Genomic DNA, 19,300 nt, shown 5'->3' with positions numbered 1-19,300 from the left:
GCCTGACCCGCCAAAGATCCGTTCCACCGTTTTCCTTTCGCTTCAGATAGTTACTCATATGCCACACCCCTCGCGGCCTCCCCTGATCCTCGGCTCGAGTTCGCCTTACCGGCGCGAGCTGCTGACGCGCCTGCACCTGCCCTTCGAGGTGGCGGTGCCCGATATCGACGAGACCCCCCTCCCGGGCGAAGCCCCCGAAGCCACCGCGCTGCGCCTGTCGCGCCGCAAGGCCGAGGCAATTGCCGCGCGCCATCCGGGCGCGGCGGGAGCGCTGGTCATCGGCTCGGACCAGGTGTGCACGCTCGATGGCGCGCAACTCGGCAAACCCGGCACCCACGAACGCGCGCTCGCCCAACTGCAGCGCATGCGCGGCCGCACGGTCACCTTCCATTCGGCGTTGTGCCTGCTCGATAGCCGCACCGGCGAGGCGCAACTGGCAGACGTCCAGACGCGGGTGACGTTCCGCGACCTGCCCGACGCCGAGCTCGACGCCTACCTGCGGCGCGAGACGCCGTACGACGTGGCCGGCAGCGCCAAGGTGGAAGGACTCGGCATCACGCTGCTCGCGCGCGTGGAATCGGACGACCCCACGGCGCTGATCGGCCTGCCGCTGATCGCGCTGACCGGCATGCTGCGCCACGCGGGCTATCCGCTGAATGAGGTCCAGCCGGGGGACCGGCCATGAGCGGCACGCTCTATCTATTACCGAACACCCTCGGCAAGCGCGACGAATTCGATCCGCTGCCGAACGTGCTGCCCGCCGGCGTGCAGCAGATCGCCGCGCAACTCGACTACCTCGTGGCGGAAAACGCCAAGACCGCGCGGGCGTTCCTGAAGAAGCTCGGCGAGACGTGCCCGCTCGCCAGGCCGATCCAGCAGATCGAGATCCGCGAACTCAACGTCAACACGCGCGCGGACGCCCTCGGCGCACTGCTGGACCCGATTGCCGCGGGCCGCGACGGCGGCCTGCTGTCGGAAGCCGGCGTGCCGGCCGTGGCCGATCCGGGCGCGGATCTGGTCCGGCTCGCGCATGCGCGCGGCGTCACGGTGCGCCCGCTCGTGGGTCCGAGTTCGATCCTGCTCGCGGTGATGGGCTCCGGCCTGAACGGCCAGAGTTTTGCGTTCAATGGCTACCTGCCCGTGGATCCGGACGAGCGCGCGCGCCGCCTGCGCGAGCTGGAAGCGCGCTCGCGCAAGGACCGTCAAACCCAGGTGTGGATCGAGACGCCGTACCGCAACGGCGCGCTGCTGGAGGCGCTGCGCCAGCATTGCGCCGGCACGACGCTGCTGTCGGTGGCCGTGGACCTGACGCTGCCGACCGAGTCGATCGTCACGCTGCCGCTGTCGGCGTGGACGCCGGAGCGGCTTGCGCTGCACAAGCGGCCGGCGATCTTCTCGCTGCTGGCCGCCTGAGCCGTCGGATCAGCGAATCGCGTCGATGCGGGCCCCGCCGTAGATCATGGCCTTCATCGCCGCGGTGCCCATGGCCGCGCCGAACCGCTTGGCCACGCGCTCGGCGATATTCTCCTTGACCGTGTAGTCCACGATGTCCTCGGCCTTGAAGAGGTCGCGCGCCACGTAGTCGGCGCTGCCCACGCCATCGGCAAGGCCCAGCTCCACCGCGCGCTCGCCCGACCAGAACAGGCCCGAGAACAGATCGGGGTCGTCCTTGAGGCGGTCTCCGCGCCCTTCCTTCACCACATTGATGAACTGCTGGTGAATCTCCTTGAGCATGGTCTCGGCATAGGCTTTCTGGCGCGGCACCTGCGGCGAGAACGGATCGAGCATGCCCTTGTTGGCGCCGGCCGTGTACAGGCGGCGCTCGACGCCGAGCTTGTCCATCAGCCCCGTGAAGCCGAAGCCGTCCATCAGCACGCCGATCGAGCCGACGATGCTGGCCTTGTCGACATAGATCTTGTCGGCCGCGGCCGCCACGTAGTAGCCGCCCGATGCGCAGATTTCTTCCACGACCACATAGAACGGCTTGCTCGGGTACAGCGTGCGCAGGCGATGGATCTCGTCGTTGATGATGCCGGCCTGCACCGGCGAGCCGCCCGGCGAATTGATCTTGAGAATCACGCCCGCGGCCGTGGTATCGGCAAACGCGGCCTGCAGCGAGGCATTGATCGACTCCGCGCTGGCCGGCGTGCCCGCCGCGATCTCGCCCTCGAGCGTGACCATCGCCGTGTGGCGGCCCGACGTGCTCAGCGCGCCGTCGCCCTTGAAGTCGAACACCGCGAACAGGATCAGCGCCAGGATGCCGAGCCCGATAAAGCGGAAAAAGATGCGCCAGCGCCGTGCCGCGCGCTGCTCGCGCAGCGTCGCCATCAGCACGCGCTCGAGCACGTCGCGCTCCCAGCGCGCGCCCGGCGCGCCATCGGCGCCCACCGGCGCGGTGCCGCCCTTGCCCGCCATGCGCGCGCGGCGTGCGTCGGCCTCCCTGCGCGCGGCTTCGTCGCCGGCGCGCAGGTCGTTCTCGAGCGGATGCGCGGCTTCGCGCGCCACGTCGAGCCGTTGTGCATCGTCAGGTGTCGTATTGCCCGCGTCGGCGGACGTCGGATCGACCGGCGGTTTCTGCTGTTCTGTCATGCAATGGACTCGTTGGGTTCAGACTGTGCCGCCCGTCCTTCATTGGTCTTCGGGCGGGAAAAAAGGCGGCTCGGGCAGCCAGTAAATGGCGCCATCGCGTTCCTCGATCCGGAGTTTGGCCAGCGCGGCGCCCCGGCAAGGGCCGCCCATGCATTGACCGGTGTCTGGCGCGTAGACCGCGCCATGTGTCGCACACATCAAGTATAGGCCCGCGCTATCGAAAAACTGGCCTTCCTGCCAGTCCATCTCCATCGGCACGTGGGCGCACTGGTTCAGATAACCGTGGGCCACGCCGTCGTAGCGGATGACGAAGGCGCCGACGTCGCGCATCGACTCCCGCGCGGCAACCGCCACGGTGAAGCGGACGCCCATGCCGCCATCGGCGAGGTCTCCGGACGCGCAGACCCGCCGCGCGCTGGCCATGTCAGGCATGAGTCAGCAGCCACCCGTGCAGGTCTTCGATCGACGTCGCGCAGTGCACGGGCGTCATGGCGCGCAGCGAATCCTCCGGGTGCGCCCCGTAGCACACGCCGAGGCCGTGCGCCCCCGCGTTGAGCGCCATCTGCAGGTCGTGCGTGGTGTCGCCGATCATGACCGTGCGTTCGACATCCTGCCCGAGCTCGCGCGTGAGTTCGTGCAGCATCGCGGGATGGGGTTTGGAAAACGTCTCGTCGGCGCAGCGCGTGGCGTCGAACAGCCTGGCGAGGCCCGTGGCCGCGAGTGCGCGGTCCAGCCCGGCCCGGGTCTTGCCCGTGGCGACGCCGAGGAAGTAATGCTCGGCGCGCAGCGCCTCCAGCATCTCGCGCGCACCGTCGAACAGCACGAGGTCCGCATCGCGCGTCAGAAAGTGATAGCGGTAGCGCTCGGCCAGCTTCGGATAGTCGGCCGGGTCGAGCGTGGGCACCGCATAGGACAGCGCGTCCTTCAGGCCCAGGCCGATCACGTGGCTGGCCGCGCTGTCGTCGGGCACGGGCAGCCCCAGATCGCGGCTGGCCAGTTGGATGCATTTGGCGATGGTGGGCGTGGAATCCATGAGGGTTCCGTCCCAGTCGAACACGATCAGGTCGAAGCGCTGCCTGGCCATTGGGGTCCTTGTAGGGAGACTTTTCGGCGCCGGGCCGTCAGGCCGCCGCGCCGGGCTCCCGCAATTGTTGCAGAAAATCGACACACTCCGGCGGCAGCGGCGCGGACACGGTCAGCGGCTCGCCAGTGGCCGGGTGCGTCAGCGTCAGCCGGTGCGCGTGCAGGAACATACGCTTGATGCCGGGACGCGCGTTGCCGCGCGCGAGCGCCTTGTTCAGGGCGAAGTCCCCGTATTTGTCGTCGCCGACGATCGGGAAGCCCGAATGGGACAGATGCACGCGGATCTGGTGCGTGCGGCCGGTCTTGAGCTCCGCCTCGAGCAGCGTGTAGCCGGGAAACGCCTCCACGCGGTTGAATACCGTGTGCGATGGCAGCCCGTCGGCCTGCACGCGTACCCGGCGCTCGCCATCGGCGGTGCTGTACTTGAACAGCGGCAGCTTGACGTGCTGGCGCTGGTTCGTGAACTCGCCGGCCACGCAGGCGAAGTAGCGCTTGTCCATGCCCGGCGCATCGCCGTCGCCCCGGATCTGTTCGTGGAGGTTCACCAGCGCCGAGCGCTTCTTGGCCAGCACGAGCACGCCCGAGGTCTCCCGGTCCAGCCGGTGCACGAGTTCGAGGAACTTCGCTTCGGGCCGCGCACGCCGCAGCTGCTCGATCACGCCGAATGCGACGCCGGAGCCACCGTGCACGGCCACGCCGGCCGGCTTGTTGACGATCAGCAGGTGCGCGTCCTCGAACAGGATCGGGAATTCGCTGGGCGGGGCTTCGGCGGACGTGGCCCGTTCGGCGACCCGCATCGGCGGAATCCGAACGATATCGCCGATCTTCAATCGATAGGTAGCATCTATGCGCCCCTTGTTGACGCGGACTTCGCCCGAACGCAGGATCCGATAGATATGGCTTTTCGGGACCCCGCGCGCAACCTTCAGCAGAAAGTTGTCGATACGTTGCCCGTCGCCACTTTCGTCGATCGTGACATACGCCACCTGGAGGGCGTTCGACGTGGAACGCGGCTCCTTTTCAATTTGATGGCGTAACTCATTCATTTTCAATATAATTTCCCCGCTGTTGCCGGCGAGACGCCAGCAACGCAAAAGCCAGTGTGACTTTGCGTCATTCCGCATTTTACACTTCGGGTTGCCGCCAGCCCGGCCCGTCCCGCGCAAACGCACATATATTCGCGCGCGCCGATGGGTGAATGACGGCATCAGCAGCACGCACGCGCCACGCCGGCGCGCAGGAAGCCGCCCACAGGCGACTTCGGCGAAGACGGCGGGCTCGTGGGAACAGAGCTATCAGGTAGATCAGAATTTGGATGCGGATGCCAGGTGGCATCCGCAAATGGTGAGAGAAGACCGCCTGCACCGGGAATCCGGTGCCGGCCGGCAGGTTGAACTGCCACCTGACTTGTCATGCCGGCGCCGCGTCGTTGATGTGGTTTGCGCCGCGCCGGCCTGACGCACGCGCCTGGTCGCAGAACTCCAAGAAGCAGCCAGCGCGCCCAGAAGGAGAAGTCAGGTGGGCGAGTGTTTCGCCTGCCGTGTCCGAAAAACTTGCTCTTTGACGCGTCTGGGCCGTCCCGGCCAGCCGCGGTGCGAGGCACCCATGCCGCAGGCATGCAGTGCTGGCGCGCCGCCGCTGGCATCCGGGAGTTCGCCGGAGCCGCTGCACGAGGAGCAGGACTTGTTTGGTGCCCCTCCCTGCCAGCGGACGACTGCCTCGACGTCATCGCCTCTCCCTCACCCGTGCCCTTGCCGGTTCGCATGTCTTGCGCGCCGGTGCCCTGGCAATTCTCCCACCCTGCTCTCTTTCCTCGCGTGCTCCATGGATCGTTGCGCGCACGGCCACCCTTTGGCTTTCGGCCCCGCGCGACACTGGAGTGAGGTATTGCGATGAAACGCATGCTGTTCAATGCGACGCAACAAGAGGAATTGCGCGTCGCGATCGTCGATGGTCAGAAGCTGATCGACATCGACATCGAAACTGCCGGGCGCGAACAGCGCAAAGGCAATATCTACAAGGGCGTGATCACGCGCATCGAGCCGTCGCTCGAGGCGTGCTTCGTCAACTACGGCGAAGAGCGCCATGGCTTCCTGCCGTTCAAGGAAGTCGCCCGCGCGTATTTCAAGGAAGGTGTGGACGTGCGCAACGCGCGCATCCAGGACGCGCTGCACGAAGGCCAGGAACTGATCGTCCAGGTCGAAAAGGAAGAACGGGGCAACAAGGGCGCCGCCCTGACCACGTTCATCTCGCTGGCCGGCCGTTACCTCGTGCTGATGCCGAACAACCCGCGTGGCGGCGGCGTGTCGCGCCGCATCGAGGGTGAAGACCGTCAGGAACTGCGCGAAACCATGGCGCAGCTGCAGGTGCCGGACGGCATGAGCATCATCGCCCGGACCGCGGGCATCGGCCGCGCGGCCGAGGAACTGCAGTGGGATCTGAACTATCTGCTGCAATTGTGGAAGGCCATCGACGGCGCCGCCGGCGACAACAAGGCCCCGCTGCTGATCTATCTGGAATCGAGCCTCGTGATCCGCGCGATCCGCGACTACTTCCAGCCCGATATCGGCGAAATCCTGATCGATACCGACGAGATCTACGAGCAGGCCCGCGCCTTCATGAGCGTGGTGATGCCGGACAACATGAATCGCGTGAAGAAGTACCGCGATGACGTGCCGCTCTTCTCGCGCTTCCAGATCGAACACCAGATCGAATCGGCCTACTCGCGCATGGTCATGCTGCCCTCGGGCGGCGCGATCGTGATCGACCATACCGAAGCACTCGTCTCCGTGGACGTGAACTCGGCGCGCGCCACCAAGGGCGCGGACATCGAGGAAACGGCGCTGCGCACGAACCTCGAGGCCGCCGACGAAATCGCCCGCCAGCTGCGCCTGCGCGATCTGGGCGGCCTGATCGTGATCGACTTCATCGACATGGAGTCGGGCAAGGCCCAGAAGGACGTGGAAACGCGCCTGAAGGATGCGCTGCGCCACGACCGCGCACGCGTGCAGATGGGCAAGATCAGCCGCTTCGGCCTGATGGAACTGTCGCGTCAGCGCCTGCGTCCGTCGCTGTCCGAGGGTTCGCACATCACGTGCCCGCGCTGCAACGGTACTGGCCATATCCGCGATACCGAATCGTCCGCCCTGCAGGTGCTCCGCATCATCCAGGAAGAGGCGATGAAGGAGAACACCGCGGCGATCCATTGCCAGGTGCCCGTGGAAGTCGCGGCGTTCCTGCTGAACGAGAAGCGCCAGGAAATCAACCTGATCGAGCTGCGTTTCAAGGTCAACGTGCTGTTGATCCCGAACAAGCACCTCGAAACCCCGCATTACAAGCTCGAGCGCCTGCGTCACGACGATCCGCGCCTCGAGGATTCCACGGCCAGCTACCGCATGGCGGAAGCCGCGGCCAAGGAACTGGAAGCCGATACGAGCTACAGCAGCCGCAAGAAGGAAGACGCGCGTCCGCGCCAGGAAGCGGCCGTCAAGGGCATCACGCCCGACGCGCCCGCGCCGGTGTCGGTGCCGCGCCCCGAGCGCGCGCCGCGTCCGGAAGCTCCCGTTGCGCGTCCGGTTCCGGCCACGCAGCCGGTGGCGGCCGGCGGCTTTATCGGCTGGCTGAAGGGCCTGTTCGGTGCCCGTCCGGCGGCGCCGGCGGCGGAGCCCGTCAAGGCAGCCGCCTCGACGCCAGCGCGCGGCGAAGGCCGTGAGGGTCGCGAGGGCCGTGAAGGTCGTGGCGAAGGCCGCCGCGAGCGTGGGGAGCGCGGTGAGCGTGGCCAGCGCGGCGAAGGTCGTGGCCGTGCCGGCAACGAGGCGCGCGGTGAACGTGGCGAACGTGGCCAGCGCGGCGAGCGTGGCGGCGAAGGCCGTGGCCAGCGCGGCGAGCGTGGCGAGAAGGAGCAGCGTGAGCCGCGCGAGGCGCGTGGCGAACAACGCGCCGACCTGCGTGGCGAACCGCGTGGCGAGCGTGCCGAGCGCGGTGAGCGTCCGGCCCGTGCCCCGCGCGATGCGCAGGCTACGCCGGCCGTGGCCCGTCAGGCGGATGCCGCCGCGGGTACCGAGGCCCGTCCGGAAGGCGGCCGTCGCGAGCGCAATCAGGAACGCCGCGAACGCCAGCGTGAACGTCAGCGCGAGCGCGGCGAGTCGCGCGAAGGCGAGACGACCGATGAACTGAACGCCGTGGCCGCCGCGCCGCAGACCGCGTTCGAGGCCATCCAGTCCGCGCCGGCGACGATCGCCCAGACGTTCGACACCGCGGAAGGCGCCGATGCGCTCGAGCGTGCCGAAGGCCTGGAAGGCGTGGCGACGGAAGGTGGCGAGGGTGAAGAGCGCCGCCGCCGCAACCGCCGTGGCCGCAACCGCTACCGTCGCGAGCGTGACGAGGCACAGGGCGCGGACGGCGACAACGTCGCCAACCTCGCCGAGGTGGCAGCGGGCGTGACCGAATCCGAGTCCGAGTTTGTCGAAACGGCCGCGCCGGCGGTATCGCAGCCGATCGCCCAGCCGGTATCGCAATCGGCAGTGCAACCGGTGTCGCAACCGGCGGCGGAGCCCGTGGCGCAACCCGCTGCCGAGCCGGTCACGGCCGTGGCGGTGCCGGCGGCCCCGACCCCGGCCGCCACCCCGGTGGCCCCGGAGCCCGTGTTCGCACCGGTGACGCCGGAAGCCGAGCCTGTTGCGGCGAGCTATTCCGCACCGGCAGCGGCACCGGCAGCCGAGCCGGTGGCAGCGCCCATCGCCGCCCCGGCAGCCGCCGCGGCACCGGAACCGGCGAGCGTGTCGCCCGAAGTGACGGCCGCCCCGGTTGCAGCCCCGGTTGCAGCCCCGGTTGCAGCCCCGGTTGCAGCTCCGGTTGCAGCCCCGGTCGCAGCCCCGGCCGCCGCGCCTGTTGCAGCCCCGGCCGCAACGGCCGGCATCGCCAAGGCCGCGCTCGAGCCGATGCTCGCCGCGGCAGGCCTGCAATGGGTGCACACCGACGACAGCAAGCACCGCGCCGCGCAGGAAGCCGCTGCCCGCATCGTGCCGGCACCGCGCGTGCCCCGCGAGCGCAAGCCGCTGCCGCCGCTGCCCCAGGGCCCGATGGTCCTGGTCGAAACGGGCAGCCGCCAGGCCGACCCGGCCACGCAGCAGCAACAGCAACAACAGCAGTAACGCGCCTTCGCGGCCGCTCTCCCGAGGGGCCGCGACAGCACGACGAACCGGCAGCGCCGCAAGGCCTGCCGGTTTTTTTTTGGCGAAACCGGACAACTTCCGGCGCACCGCAACATCTGTACTCCTGAACTGTCGCCCCAGGTGTATGCCCGTCCCGGCGCGGTAGTTTGACGGTGTCGGCTAGAATGGCATCCATAGCCGCGGCCTGTGCCGTCGCGAACGCCCCCGCTCATGACCGACACCGTCATTCCGATCCTCGACCTGCGCGAACATCGATATCGTTCGATGGTGCCGGCCATTCCCGCCCGCCTCACCCCGCCGACGGGGCTGGTGACGGACACGCGTGGCCGCATGCTGCACGACCTGCGCATCTCGGTGACCGACCGCTGCAATTTCCGCTGCGTCTACTGCATGCCGAAGGAGGTGTTCGACAAGGACTACACCTTCCTGCCGCACTCGGCGCTGCTGAGCTTCGAGGAAATCGAGCGGGCCGCGCGGCTGTTCGTCGCGCACGGCGTGGAGAAGATCCGGCTGACTGGCGGCGAACCGCTGCTGCGCAAGAACATCGAGCGGCTCGTGGAAATGCTCGCGCGCATCGAGACCGTGTCCGGCAAGCCGCTCGACCTGACGCTGACCACCAATGCCTCCCTGCTCGCCCGCAAGGCGCGCGCGCTGCGCGACGCGGGCCTGACCCGCGTGAGCGTCAGCCTCGATGCGATCGACGATGCGACCTTCCGGCGCATGAACGACGTCGACTTCGCGGTGCGCGACGTGCTAGACGGCATCGAGACCGCGCAGGCCGTGGGCCTCGCGCCGATCAAGGTCAATATGGTGGTCAAGCGCGGCACGAACGACGCCGAAGTGGTGCCCATGGCGCGCCATTTCCGCAATACCGGGATCATCGTACGGTTTATCGAGTTCATGGACGTCGGTGCCAGCAATCACTGGCAGATGGACGAAGTCATGCCTTCGGACGAAATCGTGCGCCGGATCGACGAAGCGTTCCCGCTCGAGATGATCGCCGCCAACTACACGGGCGAGACCGCCGAGCGCTGGCGCTATCGCGATGGCGCGGGCGAGATCGGCGTGATCTCGAGCGTCACGCACGCGTTCTGCGGCGACTGCAGCCGCATTCGCCTGTCCACCGAGGGCAAGCTGTATCAATGCCTGTTCGCGACCGAAGGCTACGACCTGCGCGCGCTGCTGCGCGGGGGCCATAGCGACCTCGAGGTTTCCAATGCGATCGCGCAGGTCTGGCGCGGGCGCACCGACAACTATTCGGAACAGCGTAGCGACCCCGCCGTGCGGCTCGCGCGCGCCGAACAGAAGATCGAGATGTCGTACATCGGCGGCTGAGCGATGGGCATCTCATGATCGACCGATCCGACATCACCGGACTGATCCTGGCTGGCGGCCGCGGCAGCCGCATGGGCGGCGTCGACAAGGGCCTGCAGACGCTGCACGGCACGCCGATGGCGCTCCATACGCTGCGCCGGCTTGCCCCGCAGACCGGCACCCAGCTCATCAACGCCAATCGCCATCTCGATGTCTATGCGTCGTTCGGCGTGCCCGTCGTCAGCGACGACGCGCCGGGCGACGCGGTCCGCTTCGACGGCCCGCTGGCCGGGATGCTCGCCGGACTCGTACGCTGCGACACCGCATGGATGGTCGCCTCTCCCTGCGACACGCCGTTCCTGCCCACCGACCTCGTTGCGCGGCTCGCGGAGGCGATCGTCGTCAGCGGCGCGAAGATCGCCATGCCCGTGACCCTCGCCGGTGACCGCCGCCAGCCGCAGCCGGCGTTCTGCCTGATGGCCGCGTCCCTGCGCGACAGCCTGCGCGACTATCTGGATCGCGGCGAACGCAAGATCGAGACATGGGCGGCGAGCCATCCGCGCGTCGATGTGCCATTCGACGATGCCGGCGCCTTCGCCAATATCAACACGCTGGACGAACTGCGTGCCTTCGAAGCGCGCTGACCCCGACCGATGCCTTCCCTGCAATCCGTTATCTCCTGCCTGTCCGACTACGATCCTTCCGCGATGTCCGTCGATCAGGTCGCATCGATCCTCGCCGACGTGATCGAGCCGATTCGCGGCATCGAGCAGGTCGCCATCCGCGCCGGGCTCGACCGCGTGCTCGCGGAAGACATCGTCTCGCCGATCGACGTGCCCGCTCACGACAACGCGGCGATGGACGGCTATGCGTTCTCGGGCGCCGCGCTGGCCACCGCCACGGCCGATGGCGTCACGCTCGACGTCGCCGGCACGTCTTTCGCCGGCGGCGCCATCGGCGTCACGGCTTCGGCCACGCAGGCCGTGCGCATCATGACCGGTGCCGTCATGCCGGCCGGGTGCGATACCGTGATTCCGCAGGAATTCGTTGAGGTGATCGACGACGGCGCGGGCACCCAGCGCATCCGCTTCGCCGCCGATGCGGTGCGCGCGGGGGACAACCGCCGCCTGCGCGGCGAGGATCTCGCCCGCGGCCAGGCCGCCCTGCAGAACGGTCGCATCCTGCGCCCCGCCGATATCGGCATGCTGGCCTCGCTCGGCATTCCCGAGATCAAGGTCCGGCGCCGGCTGCGCGTGGCGTTCTTCTCCACGGGCGACGAGCTGCGCTCGATCGGCGAGCCGCTCGACCCCGGCTGCGTGTTCGACTCCAACCGCTACACGCTGCATGGCATGCTGCGCCGCCTGCATGTGGACCTGATCGACATGGGCGTCGTGCGCGACGATCCCGATGCGCTGGAGACGGCGTTCCGCACCGCCTGCGAAAACGCGGACGCGATCATCACGTCGGGCGGCGTGTCGGTCGGCGAAGCGGACTTTACCAAGCAGACCATGTCGCGGCTTGGCGAAGTCACGTTCTGGAAGATCGCGATGCGGCCCGGCCGCCCGATGGCATTTGGCCGCATCACATCCGATGGCCACGATGCGCTGTTGTTCGGCCTGCCCGGCAATCCGGTCGCGGTCATGGTCACGTTCTACCATTTCGTGCGCGCCGCGCTGCATCGCCAGATGGGCGCGGAGGTCCCGCCGCTGCCGCTGTTCCGCGTGCGCAGCGCGGGGCCGATTCGCAAGAAGCCGGGCCGTACCGAGTACCAGCGCGGCGTGCTCGCGCGCGGTGCCGATGGCGAGTGGGAGGTCCGCATCACGGGCCAACAGGGATCGGGCGTCCTGCGCTCGATGAGCGAGGCCAACTGCTTTATCGTGCTGGGCCACGATCAGGGTCCGGTTTCCGCGGGCGGTGCGGTCGAGGTGATGCTGTTCGATGGGCTGATCTGAGTGGCGGACCTGACATGGATCCGTCACATTGATCACCAAAATCGATGAGCGCTAAGCGGTCACGCCAATCTGTCGTTTTTGTGCACCATTCGCTGGCCGCGTGAACGCACCAAACCTTGGAATTACGCATACGCTCCTTTGGCGGGCTATGCGGCCATAATCCCAGTCGCTACACTTGCAGCACGAAAATGCATACACCCTCCTCATCCCATACCCCCGTCATGAACCAGGAGATTGCTTACCTCCACCCCGTGAAGACCGCCCGCGCGCTGGTGCTGGTCTATCTGTGCTTCTCGGTGCCGATCGTGGCGATGGGCCTGTTCGTGGCCTTCGTCCGCTATGGCGACCTGCCGGGCATCACCGTTTTCACGGCGCTGATTCTCAACGCGCTGATCGGCTTTGGCCTCCTGTGGCTGGGCTGCAAGGCCTACAACTGGGTGGCCGCCCGTTTCGGCGGCATCGAAGTTCACGTCCGTGAACTGACGCGGCAGGACTGATCCCGCCGCGCTGCCATCAATCGGCTGTGGGCGCTGTGGGCTCGCTGGGCACTGCGGGCGCCTCTGGTCCCGCGGCGGTCCGCCCCGCATCCGGCTGCACCGTCCCCAATAGTTGTTCCGCCAGTTCCCCCGGTAACGCCTCCACGTTGCGCAGCTTGCGCTCCATCTGCCGCGTGCGGACTTCCGCCTGCTCGATATTGCGCGCCGCCCGCACGAGCGTGTCGCGCGTCTTGGCCAATACCTCGCCAAATTTCCCGAACTCGGTCTTGACCGCGCCCAGCACCTCCCAGACCTCGCTCGAGCGCTTCTCGAGCGCGAGCGTGCGAAACCCCATCTGCAGGCTGTTGAGCAGCGCGGTCAGCGTCGTCGGCCCTGCCACGGTCACGCGATAGTTCCGCTGCAGCAGGTCGGTCAAACCCGGACGCCGCAGGACCTCGGCATACAGGCCTTCGGTCGGCAGGAACAGAATCGCGAAATCGGTCGTCGCGGGCGGCGAGAGGTACTTCTCCGCAATCTTCTGCGCCTCGCCCCGCAACGCCACCTCGAGCTCGCGGCCCGCTGCCGTCACGCCCTCGACGTCACCGCGCTCCTGCGCATCGACCAGACGTTCGTACTGCTCTTTCGGGAACTTGGCGTCGATGGGCAGCCAGACCGGTTCGCCATATACATCCTTGCCCGGCAGGCGAATCGCAAACTCGACGCGCGCGCCCGAATTGCGCACGGTCTCGACGTTCTTGGCGTACTGCTCGGCCGTAAGCATCTGCTCGAGCAACATTTCCAGCTGCACTTCGCCCCACGTTCCGCGCGTCTTCACGTTCGTCAGCACGCGCTTGAGATCGCCAACGCCCTGCGCAAGCATCTGCATCTCGCCGAGCCCGCGATGCACCTGCTCGAGCCGATCGGAGACCAGCTTGAACGATTCGCCGAGCCGCTGCTCGAGCGTCGCGTGCAGCTTCTCGTCCACGGTGCGGCGCATTTCCTCGAGCTTGGTCGCGTTGTTGGACTCGATATCGCGCAGCTTCTGCTCGATGGTCGCGCGCACCTCGATGAGCCTGCGCTCGTTCGACTCGGTCAGCCGCCCCAGCTGCTGCGCGAACGTGTCGATCTGATTGTTCTGCAGCCGCGCGATCTCGGTCAGCTGCGACAGCAGCGCCTGCTGCAGCCGCATCATCTGCTGGCCCGCCTCGCCACGGCTCGCGCGCGCGGTCTCGTCGATCTCGTGACGCAGCTCGCGCTCCACGCGCTCGAATCCGCGCGACGCATCGTCGCGCACCTGCCCACGCAGTTCCGCCAGCGAACCGGCAAGCAGGCGTGCGAGTTCGACTTCGGACGACGCGGTGCGCGTGCGCGCCAGCAACACAACGAGTAGCGCCACGCCGATCAGCGCGACGAAGAACGTGAGGATTTGCAGCCAGTCCATAAATACCTAGCGACGACGTGGCAACACGTCGGGGTTGATGACCGAAGGCGGATGTCCGGCGTTCGGGCCTGCGTCGAGCGCGGCAATCAGGTTGTCGGCGGCCAGGTTCGCCATCGCGCGCCGCGTCTTCTCGGAAGCGCTCGCGATATGCGGTGTCAGCACGACGTTGGGCACCGTCAGCAGATCGGGATGCACGCTCGGCTCGCCTTCGAACACGTCGAGGCCTGCCGCGAAGATCTGCCGCGCGCGCAGCGCATTCGCCAGCGCCGCATCGTCGACGATGCCCCCGCGCGCGAGATTGATCAGCGTGGCCGTCGGCTTCATCTTCGCGAGCTCCGCCGCGCCGATCGCGTGGTGGCTCTCCGGGCTGTAGGGCAGCACGAGAATCAGATGGTCGGCCTGCGCAAGCAGTTCGTCCTTGCCGACGTAGCGCGCGTTGAGCGCCTGTTCCGTATCGGCGGGCAGGCGGCTGCGATTGTGATAGATCACGGGCATGCCGAAACCCGACGCGCGCCGTGCGATGGCCTGACCGATCCGGCCCATGCCCAGAATGCCGAGCGTGGCGCCGAACACATCCATGCCCACCAGCATGTCATAGCTCCAGCGCTCCCATTTTCCCGCGCGCAGATAGTGCTCGGACTCGGTCACGCGCCGCGCGGTGGACATCAGCAATGCCCAGCCGAAATCGGCCGTGGTCTCGGTCAGCACGTCGGGCGTGTTCGTCGCCACCACGCCAGCCGCCGTCAGCGCGGGCACGTCGAGGTTGTTGTAGCCGACGGCCATGTTGCATACGGCACGCAGCTGCGGCAGCTCGGCCGCGAGCGCGCCATCGATACGGTCCGCGGCATTGGCGAGCACGCCCGCCTTGCCGGCCAGCCGTTCGCGCAGCGCGGCCGCGTCCAGCACCGCGTCCTCCTGGTTGCTGTCGACGTCGAAATACTGCGCCAGGCGATCGATCACATCGGGAAAGATCGCGCGCGTCACGAGGATGGAAGGCTTCATAGCGCTCACACGTGGAAGAAGAGAAACGTCATCACGAAGAAGATCGGCAGCAGGATGGCGCCGGACCATGCCATATAGCCGAAGAAGCTCGGCATGCGCACGCCACGGCTTTCCGCGATCGCCTTCACCATCAGGTTGGGCGCATTGCCGATATAGGTATTGGCGCCCATGAACACGGCGCCCGCCGAGATGGCGGCCAGCGTCGATGCGTCGCGCGTCATCAGCGTGGCCGGATCGCCCCCGGCGGTATTGAAGAACACCAGATACGTCGGGGCATTGTCAAGGAACGACGACAGGATACCGGTGGCCCAGAAGTACATGCTGTCGATCGGCTGGCCATTGGTGTCGCTGACCATGTGGATGATGCCCGCGAACGCACCGTCGGTGCCGGCCCGCAGCATCGCGATGACCGGAATGATGGTCAGGAAAATCCCCGCGAACAGCTTGCCCACCTCGAGCATCGGCTCCCAGTTGAATTCGTTGCCGGTGCGCGCGCTGCGCGGCGTGACCGCGAGCGAGACCAGCGTGACGGCGATCAGCAGGCCATCGCGCACGGCCGCCTGCAACGGCACCTCGGTGCCCATGATGTCGAACACGACGCCAGGCTTCCACAGGCCGCTCATGAGCACCAGCACGACCACGGCCACCAGCAGCGCGAAGTTCGCCTTGCCTTCGATGCGGATGCCGGCGCGAGGTCCGCCCGAATCGGGCGTCGGATCGACCGGCAGCAACTCCTCTCGATTCACGTAATAGTGCCGGTCCACGAAGTAGAACAACACGAGCAGCACGACCCACAGCAACAGCGTCTCGGGCAGGATATGGCGCAGCGTCCAGAAGAAATCGACGCCCTTCAGAAAGCCGAGGAACAGCGGCGGATCGCCGAGCGGCGTCAGCGCGCCGCCCGCATTCGCCACGAGGAAGATAAAGAAGATGACGACGTGCGCCACATGGCGGCGGTTGTCGTTTGCGCGCAGCAGCGGGCGAATCAGCAGCATGGCCGCGCCCGTCGTGCCCATCACGCTCGCGAGCACCGTGCCGAGCCCGAGCAGGAAGGTGTTGAGCTTCGGCGAGCCATGCAGGTTGCCCTGCACGCAGATGCCGCCCGCCACCACGTAGAGCGCCGTCAGCAGCACGATGAAAGGCAGGTACTCCGCGAACAGCGCGTGCACGACGTTGGCCACCGCCGCGTGCGCGCCGAACGCGAGCGCGAATGGCACGAGAAACAGCGTCCCCCACCCCGCGGCGATCTTGCCGTAATGGTGATGCCAGACCGATGGCATCACGAGCGGGCACAGCGCGATGGAGAGCAGGATGCCCGCGAATGGCAGCCCCCACAGCGGGGACAGTGCCGCGCCATCGACATCGGCGGCGAGCGCGAGCGAAGGCATGACGCCAGCGGCCATGACGACCGCAAGCGACAGGAGACGGCGCGGCAGCAAGCGGAGGGACAGCAAACGGAAGACGAGCACCGGCATCGGCAGGCCTTTCCTGTGACGTAAGGAAGGCCCAGTGTAAAGCAAAGCCCTATGAGACTGGTCTCAAAATCGGCATCGCAATACCGCCAAATCGAGCCCCGCTCGCGCCTTATGCCTCGTCGACGAGAATCACGTGCACGCGATACGGCCCATGCGCGCCGAGCACGAGCGACTGCTCGATATCGGCCGTGCGCGAGGGACCGCTGATGATATTGGTGGCGCGCGGCAACTCCCCGCGCTCCGCGCGCATCAGCGCGAACGCGGCCTCGAGGTTCGCGACGATGCGCGAAACGGGCGCCACCGCGATATGGGTCTCCGGCAGCAGTGCCGCGGAGGCATAGGTCTGCGGCCCCGACAACAGCATCAGCGAGCCCGTTTCGGCGATCGCGCAGAAGCAGCCCGTGATGCCGACGAGATCGCCATGCTCGAGATCGCCGCGCGCATCGCGCACGGGCGGCCGCACCTCGACGTCGAGCCCGTGCGCCTGCCATGGCAGGTCGCCCAGCGTCTCCCAGGCAATGGCGCGGCGCGGCAGGTTCAGCCCTTCGAGATAGTGCGCGGCCGCGGCGGGCACGTCGGCCAGCGTGGCCACGCGATCGACCGTCGAGGCCATCTTATGCGCCTGCTCGGCGAACACCTGCGGGACATCGCCGCCCAGCGCGGGCTGCGGCCCCTGCGGATGCCGCGCGAGGTAATCCGCCACGGCTTCCCGCTCGCCCGGCCCGACCTGCGGCGAACGCCCCTGGGCGGAACGGATGCGGGCAAGGATTCGGTCGCGGGCGGCAGTGGTGTCCATGGTCGGCGGGCGGATAGGCGATGAGCGGTAAGCGAAGTGCGGTCGGGCGATTATAGGCCCGCGCGCGCCCGCGCAAGCCTCGCTCGCGCGCGCGGCGTCATGAATAATCCTAAGCGGCGCGCTGAACCGTGAACACCTGACGCAGGTAGGCCAGATAGCCAGGGTCGTCGCACATCGTCTTCTCGGGCGTATCCGACAGCTTGGCCACGGGCTGGCCGTTGCAGCGCACCATCTTGATCACGATCTGCAGCGGCGTATAGCCCAGGTCGTTGGTGAGGTTGGTGCCGACGCCGAACGCGAGCCGGCAGCGGCCGCGAAACCGCTCGTACAGCTCGATGACCTTCGGAATGTTCAGGCTGTCGCTGAAGATCAGCGTCTTGCCGCGCGGATCGACGCGATTGTCCGCATAGTGCGCGAGCATGCGTTCGCCCCATTCGAGCGGATCGCCCGAATCGTGGCGCACGCCGTCGAACAGCTTGCAGAAGTACAGGTCGAAGTCGCGCAGGAACGCATCGAAGCCATAGGTATCGGACAGCGCGATGCCGAGGTCGCCGCGATACTCGCGCGCCCAGTTCTCGAGCGCGAACACCTGCGAGTCCCGCAGGCGCGGGCCCAGCGCCTGGCAGGCCTGCAGGTACTCGTGCGCCATCGTGCCGAGCGGCGTCATGTTGTGCAGCCGCGCGAAGTGCACGTTGCTCGTGCCCGCAAGCTGCGGGCCGAGCGTCTGCCGCGCGGTCAGCAGCACCTCTTCCTGCCAGTCGCGCGAGAACCGCCGGCGCGTGCCGTAGTCCGCGATCACACAGTCCGCATACGGGGCGGCCTGCAGCAGCGCGAGCTTGCTATCGAGGCGGCGGCGCCCTTCCGCGAGATCGGGCTCGGGCTGCGTGCGGCGGAAGTACACCTCGTTGACGATCGCGAGCAGCGGCACCTCGAACAGGATCGTGTGCAGCCACGGCCCGCGGATCGTGATGTCGATCTCGCCGTTGCCGTTCGCCGACGGCGCCACGGTCACGTATTTCTGGTTGAGATGGAACAGCGCGAGAAAGTCGACGAAGTCGCTCTTGATGAAGCGCATGCCGCGCAGGTAGTCGAGCTCCTCTTCCGTGAAGCGCAGCTCGCACAGTTGCGCGATCTCGTCGCGGATATCGTCAACGTACGGCGTCAGGTCGACCTTGTTGCGGCACTTGAACCGGTACTCGACCTGCGCTTGCGGAAAATGGTGCAGGACCACCTGCATCATCGTGAACTTGTACAGGTCGGTGTCGAGCAGCGAGCGAATGATCATAACGGGCCATGAGGCAAGCGGGCGCCAGCACCCGCGGAGGCAGACATCCTAACCGAAGTCCCGCGCGCGGGCGCACACACCGGCCCGCTCAGCCGCCGTCGAGAAAGCGCTGCGCGGGGCGCGGTCCGTATGGCTTGACGCACCAGACCGGCTGCCGCGCCGGCCCCGGGCACGATACGAGCGTCGCGTGCGCGCGCGGCACGGCGTTCGGCAACGGGTCGGCAAACCGGCCCGACGCCGCCATGATGCGCTCCTCGTAGACGGCCTCGCCGTTCCGGTCGAACCGCAGCACCTGCACCACGCCGTCCGGCGACGGGCGAAGCTCGGGCCCGCACGGCAGGAACCCCTGCCGGCCGCAGTTGGCCATGCTTTCCCCCGCCGGCACCCGGATCACGCTGAAGCTGTCCCACTCGAAGGGCGTCAGGGACGACAGCATGACGGGCTGGTCGTCGCGGGCGCGCGATGCCACGAGCCGCGCCACCACGCTGTCGGTCGTGTTCGATACGGCCAGCGTCTGGGCCGACGCCTCGCCGGCGGGCGGGACGGCGACGGCCATCGCGATCCATGGCGCGGCAAGCAGCTGCATACGCGTGCGGGAGGAAAACAGCATCGGGCAAAACTCCTAAAGACCCGGGAAATATAAGGGAATAGTAGGCCGGAATCACTCGTCAAATGTTCGGAATGCACGGTCCGAGGCGGCGTTCCGGGCAGTT

At 67.5% G+C, this 19,300-nt stretch carries 17 protein-coding genes; 7 read left to right on the top strand and 10 right to left on the bottom strand.

Annotated elements, in window-relative coordinates:
- The first annotated feature begins 58 nt into the window (after positions 1-58).
- Entirely contained in the window at positions 59-685 is a 627-nt protein-coding gene (locus AAHB16_RS21905; protein ID WP_342051955.1) for a Maf-like protein, read from the top strand.
- Positions 682-1,413 carry an SAM-dependent methyltransferase gene (locus tag AAHB16_RS21900; RefSeq protein ID WP_150371145.1) on the top strand — a complete coding sequence of 244 codons (732 nt, stop codon included), beginning with the start codon at positions 682-684 and terminating at the stop codon, positions 1,411-1,413. The genes AAHB16_RS21905 and AAHB16_RS21900 overlap by 4 nt, the downstream gene beginning before the upstream one ends.
- Before the next feature lie 9 nt (positions 1,414-1,422).
- Here AAHB16_RS21900 and AAHB16_RS21895 read toward each other — a convergent pair whose 3' ends face one another.
- Genes AAHB16_RS21895 through AAHB16_RS21880 form a run of 4 tightly spaced genes read right to left on the bottom strand, consistent with a single transcriptional unit; the run spans position 1,423 to position 4,718 of the window.
- Positions 1,423-2,589 (bottom strand): S49 family peptidase, encoded by a 1,167-nt coding sequence (locus AAHB16_RS21895; protein WP_342051954.1) that lies wholly within the window; start codon positions 2,587-2,589, stop codon positions 1,423-1,425.
- 39 nt (positions 2,590-2,628) lie between these two features.
- Positions 2,629-3,021, bottom strand: coding sequence for a Rieske (2Fe-2S) protein (locus AAHB16_RS21890; protein ID WP_150371143.1), 393 nt, complete (start codon positions 3,019-3,021; stop codon positions 2,629-2,631).
- Positions 3,014-3,673, bottom strand: a complete 660-nt coding sequence (locus AAHB16_RS21885; RefSeq protein ID WP_150371142.1) for an HAD-IA family hydrolase — start codon at positions 3,671-3,673, stop codon at positions 3,014-3,016. Before AAHB16_RS21885 ends, AAHB16_RS21890 begins: the two co-directional genes overlap by 8 nt.
- 37 nt (positions 3,674-3,710) lie before the next feature.
- Positions 3,711-4,718: an RluA family pseudouridine synthase gene (locus AAHB16_RS21880; protein ID WP_150371141.1), complete on the bottom strand. Its 1,008-nt coding sequence runs from the start codon at positions 4,716-4,718 to the stop codon at positions 3,711-3,713.
- An 846-nt stretch (positions 4,719-5,564) separates the two neighbouring features.
- On the opposite strand from AAHB16_RS21880, the gene AAHB16_RS21875 reads away from it, so the two are divergent.
- The 5 genes from AAHB16_RS21875 to AAHB16_RS21855 all read left to right on the top strand — a co-directional run bounded on the left by AAHB16_RS21875 (position 5,565) and on the right by AAHB16_RS21855 (position 12,609).
- The gene (locus AAHB16_RS21875) at positions 5,565-8,825 is read left to right on the top strand and encodes an Rne/Rng family ribonuclease (RefSeq protein ID WP_342051953.1); all 3,261 of its coding nucleotides are present in this window, start codon (positions 5,565-5,567) and stop codon (positions 8,823-8,825) included.
- 231 nt (positions 8,826-9,056) lie between these two features.
- Positions 9,057-10,181 carry a GTP 3',8-cyclase MoaA gene (gene moaA, locus AAHB16_RS21870; protein WP_150371139.1) on the top strand — a complete coding sequence of 375 codons (1,125 nt, stop codon included), beginning with the start codon at positions 9,057-9,059 and terminating at the stop codon, positions 10,179-10,181.
- A 14-nt stretch (positions 10,182-10,195) separates the two neighbouring features.
- Positions 10,196-10,804 (top strand): molybdenum cofactor guanylyltransferase MobA, encoded by a 609-nt coding sequence (gene mobA / locus AAHB16_RS21865; protein WP_342051952.1) that lies wholly within the window; start codon positions 10,196-10,198, stop codon positions 10,802-10,804.
- Between the two features lie 9 nt (positions 10,805-10,813).
- Positions 10,814-12,112, top strand: a complete 1,299-nt coding sequence (gene moeA, locus AAHB16_RS21860) for a molybdopterin molybdotransferase MoeA (RefSeq protein ID WP_342051951.1) — start codon at positions 10,814-10,816, stop codon at positions 12,110-12,112.
- Between the two features lie 221 nt (positions 12,113-12,333).
- A complete protein-coding gene (locus AAHB16_RS21855; RefSeq protein ID WP_109580544.1) occupies positions 12,334-12,609 on the top strand; it encodes a hypothetical protein in 276 nt (91 codons plus the stop codon).
- A 16-nt stretch (positions 12,610-12,625) separates the two neighbouring features.
- Here the strand turns inward: AAHB16_RS21855 and AAHB16_RS21850 are convergent, their stop codons facing one another.
- From AAHB16_RS21850 to AAHB16_RS21825, 6 genes are all read right to left on the bottom strand, one after another.
- Positions 12,626-14,029, bottom strand: a complete 1,404-nt coding sequence (locus AAHB16_RS21850; protein WP_342051950.1) for a DNA recombination protein RmuC — start codon at positions 14,027-14,029, stop codon at positions 12,626-12,628.
- Between the two features lie 6 nt (positions 14,030-14,035).
- On the bottom strand, positions 14,036-15,031 hold the full coding sequence (locus AAHB16_RS21845; protein ID WP_342051949.1) for a 2-hydroxyacid dehydrogenase: 996 nt from the start codon (positions 15,029-15,031) through the stop codon (positions 14,036-14,038).
- A gap of 5 nt (positions 15,032-15,036) precedes the next feature.
- The gene (locus AAHB16_RS21840) at positions 15,037-16,434 is read right to left on the bottom strand and encodes a sodium:proton antiporter (RefSeq protein ID WP_342052019.1); all 1,398 of its coding nucleotides are present in this window, start codon (positions 16,432-16,434) and stop codon (positions 15,037-15,039) included.
- Between the two features lie 181 nt (positions 16,435-16,615).
- Positions 16,616-17,302, bottom strand: coding sequence for a LutC/YkgG family protein (locus AAHB16_RS21835; RefSeq protein WP_342051948.1), 687 nt, complete (start codon positions 17,300-17,302; stop codon positions 16,616-16,618).
- A gap of 109 nt (positions 17,303-17,411) precedes the next feature.
- The gene (pncB, locus tag AAHB16_RS21830; protein WP_150371132.1) at positions 17,412-18,587 is read right to left on the bottom strand and encodes a nicotinate phosphoribosyltransferase; all 1,176 of its coding nucleotides are present in this window, start codon (positions 18,585-18,587) and stop codon (positions 17,412-17,414) included.
- Positions 18,588-18,675: 88 nt separating this feature from the next.
- On the bottom strand, positions 18,676-19,197 hold the full coding sequence (locus tag AAHB16_RS21825) for a hypothetical protein (RefSeq protein WP_150371131.1): 522 nt from the start codon (positions 19,195-19,197) through the stop codon (positions 18,676-18,678).
- Positions 19,198-19,300: the final 103 nt, after the last annotated feature.

The organism is Cupriavidus sp. OTU4054 (genome assembly GCF_038440175.1).
In the GTDB taxonomy this organism is placed as follows: Bacteria; Pseudomonadota; Gammaproteobacteria; order Burkholderiales; family Burkholderiaceae; genus Cupriavidus; species Cupriavidus pauculus_D.
Note: the sequence above shows the minus strand (reverse complement) of the source record. Positions and strands in the feature narration are given on the sequence as shown.